Origin of the sequence: Bacillus sp. TH19, assembly GCF_016651075.1 — a bacterium.
Classification (GTDB): Bacteria; Bacillota; Bacilli; order Bacillales; family Bacillaceae_G; genus Bacillus_A; species Bacillus_A mycoides.
This window is the reverse complement of record NZ_JAEKEO010000007.1, coordinates 2080616-2094213: the sequence shown is the minus strand read 5'-3', so window position 1 is coordinate 2094213 and position 13598 is coordinate 2080616. Positions and strand designations below refer to the sequence as shown.

At 32.8% G+C, this 13598-nt stretch carries 11 protein-coding genes and 4 pseudogenes; 6 read left to right on the top strand and 9 right to left on the bottom strand.

Annotated features, from left to right (window positions below):
* Positions 1–144 precede the first annotated feature (144 nt).
* The 3 genes from psiE to JFU54_RS14570 form a co-directional block, all read right to left on the bottom strand.
* A complete protein-coding gene (psiE, locus tag JFU54_RS14580) occupies positions 145–564 on the bottom strand; it encodes a phosphate-starvation-inducible protein PsiE (RefSeq protein WP_201064938.1) in 420 nt (139 codons plus the stop codon).
* A gap of 176 nt (positions 565–740) precedes the next feature.
* Positions 741–1904, bottom strand: a complete 1164-nt coding sequence (locus tag JFU54_RS14575; RefSeq protein ID WP_201064936.1) for an agmatine deiminase family protein — start codon at positions 1902–1904, stop codon at positions 741–743.
* 285 nt (positions 1905–2189) lie between these two features.
* Entirely contained in the window at positions 2190–3317 is a 1128-nt protein-coding gene (locus JFU54_RS14570) for a serine hydrolase domain-containing protein (protein WP_201064933.1), read from the bottom strand.
* A gap of 261 nt (positions 3318–3578) precedes the next feature.
* Between JFU54_RS14570 and JFU54_RS14565 the strand changes: the two genes are divergently transcribed.
* Positions 3579–3806, top strand: coding sequence for a hypothetical protein (locus JFU54_RS14565; protein WP_201064931.1), 228 nt, complete (start codon positions 3579–3581; stop codon positions 3804–3806).
* 94 nt (positions 3807–3900) lie between these two features.
* Here the strand turns inward: JFU54_RS14565 and JFU54_RS14560 are convergent, their stop codons facing one another.
* Positions 3901–5127: an MFS transporter gene (locus JFU54_RS14560; protein ID WP_201064927.1), complete on the bottom strand. Its 1227-nt coding sequence runs from the start codon at positions 5125–5127 to the stop codon at positions 3901–3903.
* A gap of 112 nt (positions 5128–5239) precedes the next feature.
* On the opposite strand from JFU54_RS14560, the gene JFU54_RS14555 reads away from it, so the two are divergent.
* From JFU54_RS14555 to JFU54_RS14545, 3 genes and pseudogenes are all read left to right on the top strand, one after another.
* On the top strand, positions 5240–6079 hold the full coding sequence (locus JFU54_RS14555) for a LysR family transcriptional regulator (RefSeq protein ID WP_201064924.1): 840 nt from the start codon (positions 5240–5242) through the stop codon (positions 6077–6079).
* A pseudogene (locus tag JFU54_RS14550) lies at positions 6072–6572 on the top strand (DUF3916 domain-containing protein); the annotation flags it as partial. The gene JFU54_RS14555 and the pseudogene JFU54_RS14550, both read left to right, overlap by 8 nt.
* Positions 6573–6581: 9 nt before the next feature.
* Positions 6582–6821 (top strand): annotated as a pseudogene (locus JFU54_RS14545) (hypothetical protein); the annotation flags it as partial.
* A 57-nt stretch (positions 6822–6878) separates the two neighbouring features.
* Here JFU54_RS14545 and JFU54_RS14540 read toward each other — a convergent pair.
* From JFU54_RS14540 to JFU54_RS14520, 5 genes and pseudogenes are all read right to left on the bottom strand, one after another.
* Positions 6879–7142: a DUF4176 domain-containing protein gene (locus JFU54_RS14540; RefSeq protein WP_098168578.1), complete on the bottom strand. Its 264-nt coding sequence runs from the start codon at positions 7140–7142 to the stop codon at positions 6879–6881.
* Positions 7139–7918, bottom strand: coding sequence for a hypothetical protein (locus JFU54_RS14535; protein WP_069356029.1), 780 nt, complete (start codon positions 7916–7918; stop codon positions 7139–7141). The genes JFU54_RS14540 and JFU54_RS14535 overlap by 4 nt, the downstream gene beginning before the upstream one ends.
* Before the next feature lie 18 nt (positions 7919–7936).
* A complete protein-coding gene (locus JFU54_RS14530) occupies positions 7937–8920 on the bottom strand; it encodes a type VII secretion target (RefSeq protein ID WP_069356030.1) in 984 nt (327 codons plus the stop codon).
* A pseudogene (locus tag JFU54_RS14525) lies at positions 8917–9718 on the bottom strand (hypothetical protein). The gene JFU54_RS14530 and the pseudogene JFU54_RS14525 overlap by 4 nt, the downstream one beginning before the upstream one ends.
* A 241-nt stretch (positions 9719–9959) precedes the next feature.
* The gene (locus JFU54_RS14520; RefSeq protein ID WP_201064922.1) at positions 9960–11579 is read right to left on the bottom strand and encodes an FAD-dependent oxidoreductase; all 1620 of its coding nucleotides are present in this window, start codon (positions 11577–11579) and stop codon (positions 9960–9962) included.
* Between the two features lie 560 nt (positions 11580–12139).
* Here JFU54_RS14520 and JFU54_RS14515 point away from each other — a divergent pair.
* Both JFU54_RS14515 and JFU54_RS14510 read left to right on the top strand, forming a co-directional pair.
* Positions 12140–12484 carry an ArsR/SmtB family transcription factor gene (locus tag JFU54_RS14515; RefSeq protein WP_201064919.1) on the top strand — a complete coding sequence of 115 codons (345 nt, stop codon included), beginning with the start codon at positions 12140–12142 and terminating at the stop codon, positions 12482–12484.
* An 18-nt stretch (positions 12485–12502) separates the two neighbouring features.
* Positions 12503–13500: pseudogene (locus JFU54_RS14510) on the top strand (NADP-dependent oxidoreductase).
* The last annotated feature ends 98 nt before the right edge of the window (positions 13501–13598 follow it).

Genomic DNA, 13598 nt, shown 5'->3' with positions numbered 1-13598 from the left:
TTCTTTTAAATTATGAAAGTATACAATTAAATAGTAGAATCATAAACCCTATTATTATAAAACTGGTTAAGATTATTTCTTTCAATACTATTACTCCTTTTTATCAAAAGATAAAACATCTTTTTTGATTTAAACAACAAACGTTCACTCTTCTAAATCACGACGCATTATTTTAGAATTTGCAATGAATAAAGCACTAATTAATACAAGAATCGCGCAAGCATATATCAATGAATCCATTGGATTATCATGGTCTATAATAATTAGACGAACAACAGCCGTAATACCTATATATATAAAATATCGTAATGGAAAATGAAAGTTCATTTGAAAATACTTTATAATCATTACAATGAATTCAAAATATAAAAAGAATACGACAATGCTATCAATTAAATGATAACTAGATTCCTCACTATTTAATTTAAGTTCTTGTATAAATTGAATGACTTCTTTCATAAGAAACACACTTAAAACAATTCCCAAACAGATCAAAGCTACATTTATAATGTACTGTAGAACGATAGGGAAAAACGAAAATACTCTTTTTAAATTCTTTACCACAAACATTTTTCTCCTTTTCCATATAAAACAATAATGACAATATACTTATATTTAATTATCGTTACATTAAAATTATACATTTTATTCTTGTTACAGATGTTAAAACAAGACAAAATAAGTAAAGATAGCTTTTCACCTATTTTGTCTATAAAGCAACATAACGAAACTATAATCGATTACTTCAATTGAATCGGTTGTTGCTGTGTCACACAATGGATCATTCCGCCATTTTTATAAAGCTCTCTCACATCAATTCCCACTACTTTACGATCCGGGTATAATTTCTGAATCGTATCGTTTGCGATTTTGTCATTTGGATCATTATAGTTAGGCACCAATATAACTGTATTCCCAACATAATAATTGATATACGACCCCTTATAATCTAGAGTTTTTCCACCTTCTAAAGTAACTTTATCTTTACTAAGCGGTAAGTATTCGTACTTATATTTCTGTCCTGAAGCATTTTTTGCATCTAACAATTTATCCATATCTTTGTTTGACAAGCCCCATTCAGCCAAGTCATCTTCTGCCATCGTTACGATTGTAGATTTATCATGGAATTTAGCAAATCCATCAATATGAAAATCAGTAATATCTAAATTAGGCACTCCATCTAACCAAATAAAGTTTGTCACCCCAAGGTCACTTATATATTTTCCAATTTCCGCTTCTGATAAATCAGGATTTCTATTTTTATTCGTTACTGCGCTTCGAGTTAATAAAGCAGTCCCATTGCTGTCTAATTCAATTGCGCCACCTTCAAGGACAAATTTCCCCCAATCAATTCTTTCAATCCCTAATTGTTTACTAACATTCTCACGTATACGGGCATCATTTTTATATGGAGTTTTCTTTCCCCAACCATTAAATGCTGGATCTAATATTTTCAGATTTTTATTATTATCATAAACAAAAATCGGTCCACTATCTCTTGCCCACACATCATCAGTAGGAGCGATAAAGAAATCAACTTTATCCATATTCAGCCCTTTATCTATTAAAAGCTTATTGATTCGCTCTTTCTCTTCCTCATCATATGCAACAATGTGGACTTTTTCACCCTCAGTTAAAGCACTTGCCATCTTAATCCAAATAGGTTCAACTTCTTGTTTATACTCTTGACCATATGTGTATTCATGAGGCCATTGTAGCCATGTACCTTCATGTTTATCTTTTTCATCCGGCATCGTATATTTTCCAGCGTTTTTCTGTACCTCTACTTTTTTATCCTCTTTCTCTTTCCCTTTAGCATTTTCATTATTCCCTTCAAAAGAACATCCACTAATAATCGTTGTAGATAATGTAGCTATTAAACAAAACTTTACTATTTTTTTCATTTTTCAACCTCCTGTTCATGTCTACAATACTGTAAGGCTTAACATAGTGTGAAGCTCAAGCTTTTTCATCAATGTAAAAATTACCAATTATTCTTCCGCATGATAATCACATAATTTCAATACAAATAGATGACATTCACAAAATACGCTTCCTATATTTAACATCCATATCATTTAACTTCCTTCATAAATTTATTCTAATACTAATCCCCTCTCATACATGCTTGTTCACTAAATAAAAAAATCGGTATTGATAATTTTATATCAATACCGATTTTTAAATAATTATTTTCCTTCTATTAAATCATTCGCTAATTTCCTAAACTCTTGATTAAATGTATCATTCATACCATTTTGTACGTTAGAGAATAATATTACAAACGTTCTTTTATCCCAGTTAAAATTATTAAAAGTGTTCCAGCCAGCTAATACACCGTGGTTATGATAATAATCTGGGTAAATATAGAAGCTAAATCCATATTTTCTCGCAGGTGATACTGTAAACATATCTGATAAGCTTTGTTTAGAAATCAGCTTTCCATCCATAATAGCCTCATCTAATCTTTTCATATCTTCAACGGTCGTATACATTTCACCACAACCATACAGCCAGTTCATTTTTAAGCGGGGTGCAGCTATTAACTCATTATCTTTTTTCGTGTAACCTTCTGCTAAGAAAATATCTTCAGGGAGAGTTGCACCCATACCAGATTCATTCATTTCAACAGGAGTAAAAATGTTTTCTTTCACATATTCAGCAAGCGGTTTATTCGATATCTTTTCTACAATATACGCAAGCACCATATAATTATAATCTGTATATTTCCATCCTGTCCCTGCAGAAAATTGCAACTTTTGCGCTCCAATCCACGTTACTAACTTTAAACGTGATGCCGCATCAACACTACCTTGTCCCTGATCTGGTAACCCGGACGTATGTGTTAACAAATTTCGTAACGTAATGTTTTTATCTGCTGGAAACGATGGAATATACTTATTTACATTGTCTTCAATATTCAATTTCCCTTTTTCTCTTAGCTGTAATATAGATATTGCAACTACTGTTTTCGTTATGGAACCGATGCGATATTTTGTTCTTGGCGTTGTTAAAACTTTATCTTTTACATTCGCATACCCGTAGCCTTTTCGTAAAACCACATTATTTTTATCCGTTACGAGAACTGTCCCGTTAAATCCTTTATCTTTTAAATATTGATCGAGTTTCGTTGCTGCACTATCATAACGTTTTTGCTGATTCGCATCAACTTTCGGTTGAACATTTCCAACTTTATCCTCAAAATTTGAAAATGCCTTCAAACTGTATTTCTTTTCTTTATTTGCATGTATAAGTGCAGCGACACTCCCACAAAAAATAGCAAAAACAAAGAAAGCGATTAACCATTTCTTAAACATATGGGAACCCTCTTTTATCTAGTTTCACTTTATACTTTTCCATTCTATTCTATATCTTTTAGTTTTTAAATATCTTATAATCTATCTACTCTATTATTCCTCATAGTAAACTAGATTCCTTTTTCTAACGTTCAAATTTTAACTACTCTCTATTGTAGTTCTTTTTTACAAAATTTCCACCTTACAATCGGATACATCCAACTTTAATTTTAATTTTTTATGTAACATTCGTTACACATTAACAAGAATGGAGGCGTTAATTTGAAAAAGACCGCTAAGCGCAATCGTTTAGATGATATGATGTTTCATTATCGAGTAACAAAAAACAATATAGTTTCAATTGAATATTACGGAAAACAGATTATAATTTTAAAAGGAAATGATGCTGAAAAATTTTCAAACAAAATAAATCGGGCAAGTAACGAAAAAGAAAAACAGCTTATTATGGCTAAAATTACAGGTAATTTCAAAAGAGGAAATGAGCGTTAATGAAAACGAATCTCATTTATAACTTGATTATACAACATATTAAAAAAGAAATGTCACTCCCACGACATTTCTTTAGATTTTCTTCATAAAAGATTTACATTTTTAATATTCGTTTACTTTTACATAAACTCACTGCTGAAACGCTTAGTAATGCAGCTATCCCCATCCATGCATATGTGTAGCCTTTTCCATCTACTATATAACCAAACAAAGCAGGCGCAAAGATAATAGCAATTTGATTAAGCGTAAGCGCAAAGCTCACTGTTACGCCTACCAATTCCTCACTTGCAGACTCAGCAACTTCAACCATAAAAAGACTAAACCAACCGATCGCAAAGAACCCTAGCAGTCCGCTCATCACAAACAATGCCTCAAGTGTCATTGTGTTTATACTCATTACAACAACTAAAATTAAGCAAAAAGAAATACATACAGTTATTAATAAAGGTGTACGACGATCACCTTTGTAATATGTATCACTTATTGTAGCTAATATAATTCGCCCAATCATTCCTGCAACTAGCATAACTGAAAATACTTTCCCTGCTACAATAGGTGTTATCGATTTTTCAATGACTAAAAATTTTATAAAATGTCCGACTAATATCATTTGTAAAGAAATCATGCAAATACCTGTAATAAAAATTGGATACAGCTCTTTTTTACATATTACCTTTTTTAACTGCATCCAAAAAGAAATACTTACATTTTCTTGGCTCGTGTGTTCTCGTACGTACGATTCCTTATAAAATATGAAAAACAATAACCCGCCTATTATACATATAGTTGCAATTACATTTATCGTATAAGCTAAACTAAATTTAATTGTAAGCAAAGGGATCGTTACTCCTGCTAATGCCCCGCCAATAGGTATACCAGCTTGCCGTATTCCCATAGCTAATCCGCGCATTTCTTTCGGAAACCATTTCAAGATTACTTTACTTCCCCCTGGCTGAGATACGCTATAAAAAGTTCCTATTAAAAGAAGGACAAATAATAACCCAATAAAGCCCCTTGCCATATGAGCAAGTAAAAGTGCCCCGCCAAGTAATACAGTGCTCGCTCCAATTAATATTCTTTCATTATATCGATCAAGTAACCTTCCGGCAAAAAGCATACAAAACAGCGGACCAATATTTACAGCACTTATTAACAACCCAACCTGCATATTCGAAAGTGCATATTTCTCTTTCCAAAATAACGCAAGTACCCCTAATCCATATGTTATAAGTGTTGTACTTGCCTGTGCTACCGTTGCCAAAGTTAACATGATCCATTTATTAGAACTACTGTACTTTTCAATTTTTTCTTCACTTATCAACGTTATCTCCCCCATATCCCTTTCATTGTATGAAGGTTCTGATATCATGTAAAATAAGTGTTAATAATAGAATCCATCAAAAAAATTGATACCTTTTTCGGGGTGATAATAAATGGACATAAAAGATTTAACGGTTTTTTACGAAGTTGCGACAGTAGGAAATATATCTCATGCTGCTAAAAACTTAAACTATGTACAATCAGGTGTAACGATGCGTATAAAACAACTAGAAATTGAGTTAGGTGTGCCTTTATTTTATCGAAATGGAAAAGGCGTTACTTTAACTTCTAACGGAGAAATTTTATTAACATATGCAAAACAAATCATTCATTTAATCGATCAATCCATTCAAGCTGTCCAAAGTAACGGAACCGAGCCAAAAATCGGGTGTACAGAATCGACAACAGCCGTTCGTCTCCCGCCTATATTAACGACCTATTATGAAAAGTATCCAGAAGTTGAATTGATTCTAGAAACAAATACGACAGACCAATTAACTCAGCTCGTTTTAGAGCGAAAACTAGACGGGGCTCTTATCGCTGGAAATATTCAGCATACTGAACTTCATACACTTTCATTTCGAGAAGAAGAACTCGTTCTCATTAGCAAGACTCCTCTATCTTCCTTTAAAACAATAGAAGAACTGAATTTACTCGCTTTTAGTCAAGGTTGTTATTACAGAAAACTATTAGAAAACTGGCTTCAAGAAGAAGGGATTTCACCTAAAAGAATACTAGAGTTCGGAACAATTGAAGCAATACTTGCATGTGTAAAATCAGGTATGGGTACGGCTATTATGCTGAAATCTATTATTCCAGATTACGAACATGGTTTATCTTTAAATACATTACCAAATCACTTTAGAAAGGTTCCTACTACTTTTATTATTCGAAAAGATATTTTCCACTCAGCTGCCTTGCAAAAATTTATGGAGATGATCAACAATGCGTGAAAAAAAAATACGCGGAATGAAACGAAAAACAAAAACTCTTATAAAAAGAATTGAAGACTCTACTAAAGCATTTCCGTCTACTTTCTATAACGATGAATACTGGCATATGCCTTTACCAGGCTCTCAAGCTTTTATCGATTCTAGTACAACACCTAGGAAAGTAAAGCGATTGTGCATTCAAACCCTGTTAAATCAAGCGAATCAATTAATGACAATGAAACCGAACGATACAAATACATATCGAGTCGTTGTTATGATCAAAATAGCAAGCTTATGGAACTCACAAATCATCATATTTAAAAACGATGACTACTTTCAAAATTTTTTCAATAGAGATAATGAATTTCAAAAATGGATTCCCCTCTCCAATGCTTCCGACTCCGGGCATGAATGGAAAATATCAATTTCTAACAGCATCCAAACATTGCATTTCCAAGAGATAATTCATGATGAAGATGGATTTTATGATGAAGGAGAACTTTTGTTTATAGGAGGTTTTCATATGGTAATCCCTAAATATCCTGAAGTCCCACATCTTACGAAAAAACAAATTGAAGAAATAACCGAAATCGCTTTCCTAAAAGAATCAACACGACAACAGTGTGATGCAATTTTCGTTTTCGGTGGTTCCCATCCTGGTAATTGGCAAACTCCTTTACATGCTTATCAACAAGGTTTAGGTGCACAAATTATCGTCACAGGTGGTACTAGTTTACATGGAATGAAACATCCAAACTGGAATTAAGGAATAATGTAAAAAAAACTGCTTATTTAAACAGTTTTTTCACATTATTTCTTATTATATTTTAGACAATACATTTTCTTGGAAAGTACGTTCTTCTTGATCTTCATATCCTGTTGAAACAACTTCTTGAATATCATCATGGTTAAATAAATAAGTGAAATCTGGATTCATATAGCCTTCTGGATAAGGACATCCCATATAGTCGAACTTTCTTATCTCATCTGTTTCCACTTGTTGTTTACGTCCAAAAATCATGAGTTTCTTTGTACCTTCTTTTAAAATTACAATAGAGCCTATAGGGAGCAGTTGTGAATTCATTGTCTTTTCTCCTTTCTTGTAAGTTTAGGTTTCTTTTGGGAATGTGGTGTATTTACATGTCCCGAAGCAGCCGTGGATTGTCTCCTTTCCTTCCTTGACAGTTTAGGCTTCTTTTGAGAATGTAATTTGTTTAAATGTCCTGAAGCAATAGATTGTTTTTTGAAGTCAAAGTAAAAATACAAATGTGTACTTAGAGCTAAGAAAACAACGGAAAACAATGAGGCGAGAATGATTAATACGATAGCCATAGCCTTTTGACTCAAAATACCAATAATAACTTGACCAACCATATAACCTAAACTTGAAAAAAGTACAATTTTAGGGATTTTTACTTCTTGATTAGTTGTCCCTCTTAAGCGGTCTGTAAAATATTGAATCCAAAATAATACAGATTTATAACCAATTAAACTATATGCAATAAGTGATAAAATTAAAAATAAAGGAGACTCTATTTCTACGAATTCGTAAGCTAACTTTTGCACAGCTATAAAACTACAAAATGAAATACTTAATGCAACAAATCCAGAGTATAGTAAATGTTGCAATTGCGGCTGCCTAGGCTTATAAATAGAAACCCAAATTCCCCACAGATTACATATCACATAAAATGGTAAAGCTATGTAAGAGTATATATTGTACGGTGGAAATATGAATAGAATGATAAGTAGCATAAAATTCATAAAAAACCACACAAAAGCCCCTACAATATTTCTTATATCAAATGGTATTAATATTCGTATACAATCATCTATGCTGTTGCCATTATATTTGTCCATTATACACCTCATAAAAAATTAAAAGATTTTATCTAATACAGTTCCAATTCCTGATTTAACTCTATCTTTTACTGAATCTTGTTTACCATCATTATTCCAATCACCTTTGTTAAATTTAATCCCATCAGTTAACACACTTAAAAATACAGAAGCACCAAATCCAATACCAGCCCCAACTACAGTTCCAATTGGTCCCCCAATTGCTGTACCTATTGCAGCACCAGTCCAGGCACTAGCAGCAGTAGAGCCAACCCCAATTGCTGCATCACCAATGATATCACCAGCTATCTTAGTTTTTGACGCTTTATTTTCAATATTTTCCTTTGTATCATTAATTACATCCCATCCTATAGCTGCATAGCCTAAAGCATTTGTTTTTAATTTCAATGAATCTTTCAGAATTTCTTTTGGTGATAAAACATGTCTTTTTACATCGTCTATTTGCTTTACTTCAGCTAAAGGTAATTTTGTACGCCTTATCACATTAAGTCCATTTTTATCCTTTAGTACGGTGCGATTTTGAAATCTTACCATTTCTTTTCCTTTGTTATTTTTGTAGGGTGTTACACGCAAACCTTTATTATGTAAAGCTGCCAACTTGTAAGCTGCTGCACCTTCAGTTACAGTACCAAGTAAAGTAAATAAAGATCCCGTAGGGTTATCTTTCCAATCATCAATATCGCCACCCATCGGTGCAAACCAATTAATATCAATTGCTTCTTCCCCAAATGAAACTTCTTGTTGATCAACCTTCTCAAAACGATCAGCAATTTTTCTTAATGCATCACTTTGTTCTTTTAAAACTGTCGTTATAGTAGCTAACACTGAGCCTGCGTATTGGGATTGATTCAACACAGCATCTCTTCCAGATACCTGGAATGGAATATCAAATAACTGCTGATTGATACGTTGATATGTTTCAAACAGCTCATGAGCTGTTTGTTCTATATTAGAAGACAATTTCCTTAAATGGTCAGGAGTAACCTTAATTTCGCCACTCACCTTGTTTCACCGCCTAATGATTTAAGATAAAGTACCATTTTCTTTATCTCTTCAGTAATTGTAAAGGTGTCAAGACAAATAAAATTCGTTTGTGTTTGCTCATTATCTAAAACTTTTTGGATTAGCCAATATTGATTTTGACTATATAAAAACTGAATACAGTCTGTAGACCATGAGTCTTTTATATAATAATGAACTTGAACAGTATTTAACTCTTCACGATTATGTATAATGTTTGCTAACTCTAAGGAAGCTTCATCATCTAAGTAAAGTTTCAAGTAATCTACTAATTGCTTGTTTGATTGATTTAAAATGTTTTCCTTATATGCAGAAGAAGGGATTTTAAATGTATAATTTGGACGAGAGAAAGTATTTTTAGGCTGTAATGCTTGATATATAAATTGCCAAGCTACCTCTGGTGTCCCGCATTCTTTAAATGTACATTGTTTTTCACCGTTAGCATCTGTTATTACATTTTGTATAACTTTTTTCACTAAAATAGAAAATGTTTTTTTCTAAAGCGCTGTTTTTACTTATCTGTACTTCAATAACAAATCCTGTAGTTAAACAAATACGAAAATATTCTAAAAGTTGTTTGTCACATAATGTTTCATCTTCTTTTATTATGAGTAGCTCTTCGTTTGTCCAATTCTCGTACATTACATCCAATTCTTTGTCTATTTCCTCATCTGACCAATTTTCAAAGGGGTTCTCAATTCCAATCATCGTTTCATGGTCAAATATACCAGTTAATACATATACTTCTTTATTTGATAAAATAAGAGGTTCAATAGTCAAGTAGTCCCACTCCCTAGTGTAATATGTAATCTCTAAGAAATATAATACAATAAAAAAATGATTCAATCTAGTAATTACCAACGTTTAAAACTAAAAACTAAAAAAATTCTAACAACAAAAAAAGAAAGAGAATTAATACATATTTTTATAATAATAATGTCTTTTCACTTCATAATTTTTATTTTGTCAGCTAAAAAAAATAGAAGTATTGTCCCATATAAGACAATACTTCTATTTTCACTTAAAAATCACATAATAAAATTCCCATTACCTCGTCCAATACTATATCTGGATTTACTACCGCTTTTTCCGAACACCATCCTATAAAGCCATCTGGTCTAATTAATACAGCACCTCCATTCTCTATACCATATAATTTGCTAAAAATATCTTCTGGAGCAATAAAGTCTCCACTTAAGCCAACACGATACCCTTTTATATTTATTCCTAATTTAGCTGAAACAGTATGTGCTGCTTCAGCCCAAGAACTATTTTCTACTCTTGTAAGTAATACAAAACTGTTACCGAATAAGTCTAATATAGAAACTTCCTTCCCTTCATACGTTCCCCATAAATGTGGCGCTCGCGTTCCAGGTCTTCCGTTCAACTCTATGCTATCCATTCTATGTGGAGTGACTGAATTATCTATAATCGCCTCTGAACAATACTGATATCCAACTGTAACAGCTAAACCATCTATATTATTCAAACTGCCTTCCTCTCTATTCGCAGCACGAAACAGTAAACTACTTGCATAAGCGGTCGTTAATTTTGCAACAGGATATCTCTCGTCATGATACGTTTCTAACAATTTTGGATTTGCTTTCCCTTTTATAACAGCCGCTAATTTCCAAGCTAAATTATGTGCATCTTGTATTCCTGTATTTGAACCGAATCCTCCTGTTGGCGGCATAATATGCGCTGAGTCACCAACTAAAAAGATGCGATTGTCCTGAAATTTTACCGCTGTACTTTCACTCGCTTCCCACGGCAAAACACTTACTATTTCTGGCTTAATATCCGTACTTCCAATTGCAGTTTGAATAATTTGTTTACAGCGTTCTATAGAGAAATCCTCTGGTCGCTCCCCTTTTACTGGATCATAAGCTACATGATAAATCCATTTACTTTCGTTATCGACTGGAATAAGCGCACCAATTACTTCTGGATGAAGTATCATAGTAAAACCGAATGCGTCTCCTTTAATAAATTCACTCAAATCCGCTTCAAAATATATGTTCATATAATAACCACCGATTGTACCACGGCCCTCAGTTAGAATACCTAGCTGTTCACGTATTTTACTTTTCGCTCCATCTGCTGCAATTACATAATCACAATGAATCATGCTATCTTCTTTCGTGTCACGATTTCGAATAGTTGCTATTACTCCGTTCTCATTTTGTTCATAAGAAACCAGTTCATGATAAAAAGATAGCTCTCCGCCTAATTTTTTCGCGCATTGTAACATCATCTCTTCTAAAGTAATTTGATAACAAGCAGTTTGTTTTGATGGGCTAATCTCTTCCACTTTACGAAATGAATTTTCGTTATTTTCATACTGCGCCGCCCTTATTTGTTCCAACTCTTCATGCTTTACCTCAGCTATTGTTTGAACTGCAATTCTCCCGTGACAATTCTCTAATGCTTTACCAGCTAATCTACTTCCTTTTTCTAGACCCAGTTCTCGGAATAATTCCATTGTGCGAAATGTAATTCCACCCGCTTTCGGATGAATCGCAGTAGACGGATGCCTTTCAATAAGTACATAATCAATGTTATGTTTCGCAAGAAATAATGCAGACGATAATCCTGATAATCCCCCTCCAACAATTAAAACTGGTACATGTTTCGATTCCATACATTTTCCCTCCACATATATTCTTCTGAGCTCAGTGACATAAATATAATCAAAAAACCAACAAAAATATAGACTTATATTTCATTTTGAATTATCATATAGATAGATTACGCCCCAAATTACTTTTATCCTTTCATACATCTACAAGTCACTTAATTTGTGTGTGTATGAAAGGATAAAAAAGAAGGCTCTACTTTACTTTGAACTATTCTCTGATATAGACATCAAAAATAATAACAATAAAATAAGCGGTCGTAACCTTGTAAATTATACAAGGTTACGACCGCTTATTTTATTGTTAAATGGCTACCCTTTATCCTCGGCAGACAACGCATTGTTAAATCATTTCCTACCTTTTGAATTCATTAATTACTATAGAAAATATATATATATATCCTTCTATTCCTTATAATAAATACTCCATAATTTTCAATACGTAAAAATGGATTCGTCTCGATTTTCTTTCTCAATATTGCAGCTCATACAACATTCATGTAGCATTACCGTATCGATGTAATGGTTCATCATCTTAAACCTTTCGACTAATTATTGGAGGTATAGTGATTGAAATGAATAAACAAGAACAATTAAATGTTATTAAAGAAGATTTTATTAATTGTCAAAAAGTATTAGTGGTAATTGGTGACGAAACACGTCAAGCTATTTTGTTAGTTCTAATGAAAACAGAATGTCAAACTGGATTACGTGTTGGCGAAATCACTAAACAAACACACCTTTCTCGACCAGCAGTATCACATCACCTTAAGATTTTACGAGAAGCTGGTATTATTTTAATGCGTAAAGAAGGTACAAAGAACTTTTATTATATTGACATACGTACAAAATTAGGATTATTAAAAAATCTTGTATTAGATATTGAGAAGCTACTGCAAAACTTTTATTGAAATTTGGAGGTATAAGAAATGAGAGCAATGGTGATTGATAAGTATGGGAAAGTTCCAATGCGCATGACTGAGATGCCCACCCCTGAAATAAATGAGTATGAGGTGCTCGCAGAAATTCATGCAGCTAGCATTAACCCAATTGATTTTAAAATACGCGATGGAAAAGTGAAGTTGTTACTTAAATATAAAATGCCCCTTATTCTTGGTAATGACTTTTCTGGTGTCATTGTAAAAGTCGGAACAAAGGTGACTCAATTTAAAGTTGGTGATGAAATATATGCACGTCCAAGAAAAGATAAGATCGGTACTTTTGCGGAATATATAGCCATTCATGAAGATGATATAGCCTTAAAACCGAAAAATTTAACTTTTGAGGAAGCGGCGTCGATTCCACTCGTTGGCTTAACATCATATCAAGCATTACATGACATCATGCAATTACAAAAAGGACAAAAGATTTTGATTCACGCTGGATCCGGCGGTGTTGGTACTTTCGCAATTCAGTTAGCAAAAATAATGGGTGCCACTGTTGCAACAACTGCTAGTGAAGCTGGTGAAAATTTAGTAAAGTCTCTTGGCGCAGATGAAATTATTAATTACAAAAAAGAAAAGTTTGAAGATATACTGAAAAATTATGATGCGGTATTTGATACACTTGGCGGTACAACACTTGAAAAATCATTCGATATTATAAAAAGCGAAGGGAACATTGTTTCCGTTTCAGGAATGCCGAATGCTCGCTTCGGTAAAGAATTTGGTTCAGGATTTTTCAAAACACTCTTATTTTCATTAGCAAGCAAAAAACTTACTGCACTTGAAAAAAGCATAATGCTCAATATTCGTTTTTGTTTATGAAACCAAGCGGAGATCAATTACGTATAATTGCAAAGTATATTGAATCTGGACAAATCAAACCTATAATCGATCGCATTTTCCCTTTTGAAGATACTCAAAAAGCAATGGAATATTCAGAGTCTGGAAGAGCAAAAGGAAAGATAATTGTAAAAATCAAATAATAATAAAACTCCATTTTTTTAAAATGGAGTTTTATTATTTGCTGTTAAATAGACATAGTGCAATGAAGTCCTTACAATAGATTTCAAGGGGAAATATC

Bases quoted from the DNA above. Each gene is read 5' to 3' on its own strand.
- JFU54_RS14540 (WP_098168578.1), bottom strand. From the start codon at position 7,142: ATGAATTCACAACTGCTCCCTATAGGCTCTATTGTAATTTTAAAAGAA.
- JFU54_RS14520 (WP_201064922.1), bottom strand. From the start codon at position 11,579: ATGGAATCGAAACATGTACCAGTTTTAATTGTTGGAGGGGGATTATCA.
- JFU54_RS14555 (WP_201064924.1), top strand. From the start codon at position 5,240: ATGGACATAAAAGATTTAACGGTTTTTTACGAAGTTGCGACAGTAGGA.
- JFU54_RS14570 (WP_201064933.1), bottom strand. From the start codon at position 3,317: ATGTTTAAGAAATGGTTAATCGCTTTCTTTGTTTTTGCTATTTTTTGT.
- JFU54_RS14575 (WP_201064936.1), bottom strand. From the start codon at position 1,904: ATGAAAAAAATAGTAAAGTTTTGTTTAATAGCTACATTATCTACAACG.
- JFU54_RS14535 (WP_069356029.1), bottom strand. From the start codon at position 7,918: ATGGACAAATATAATGGCAACAGCATAGATGATTGTATACGAATATTA.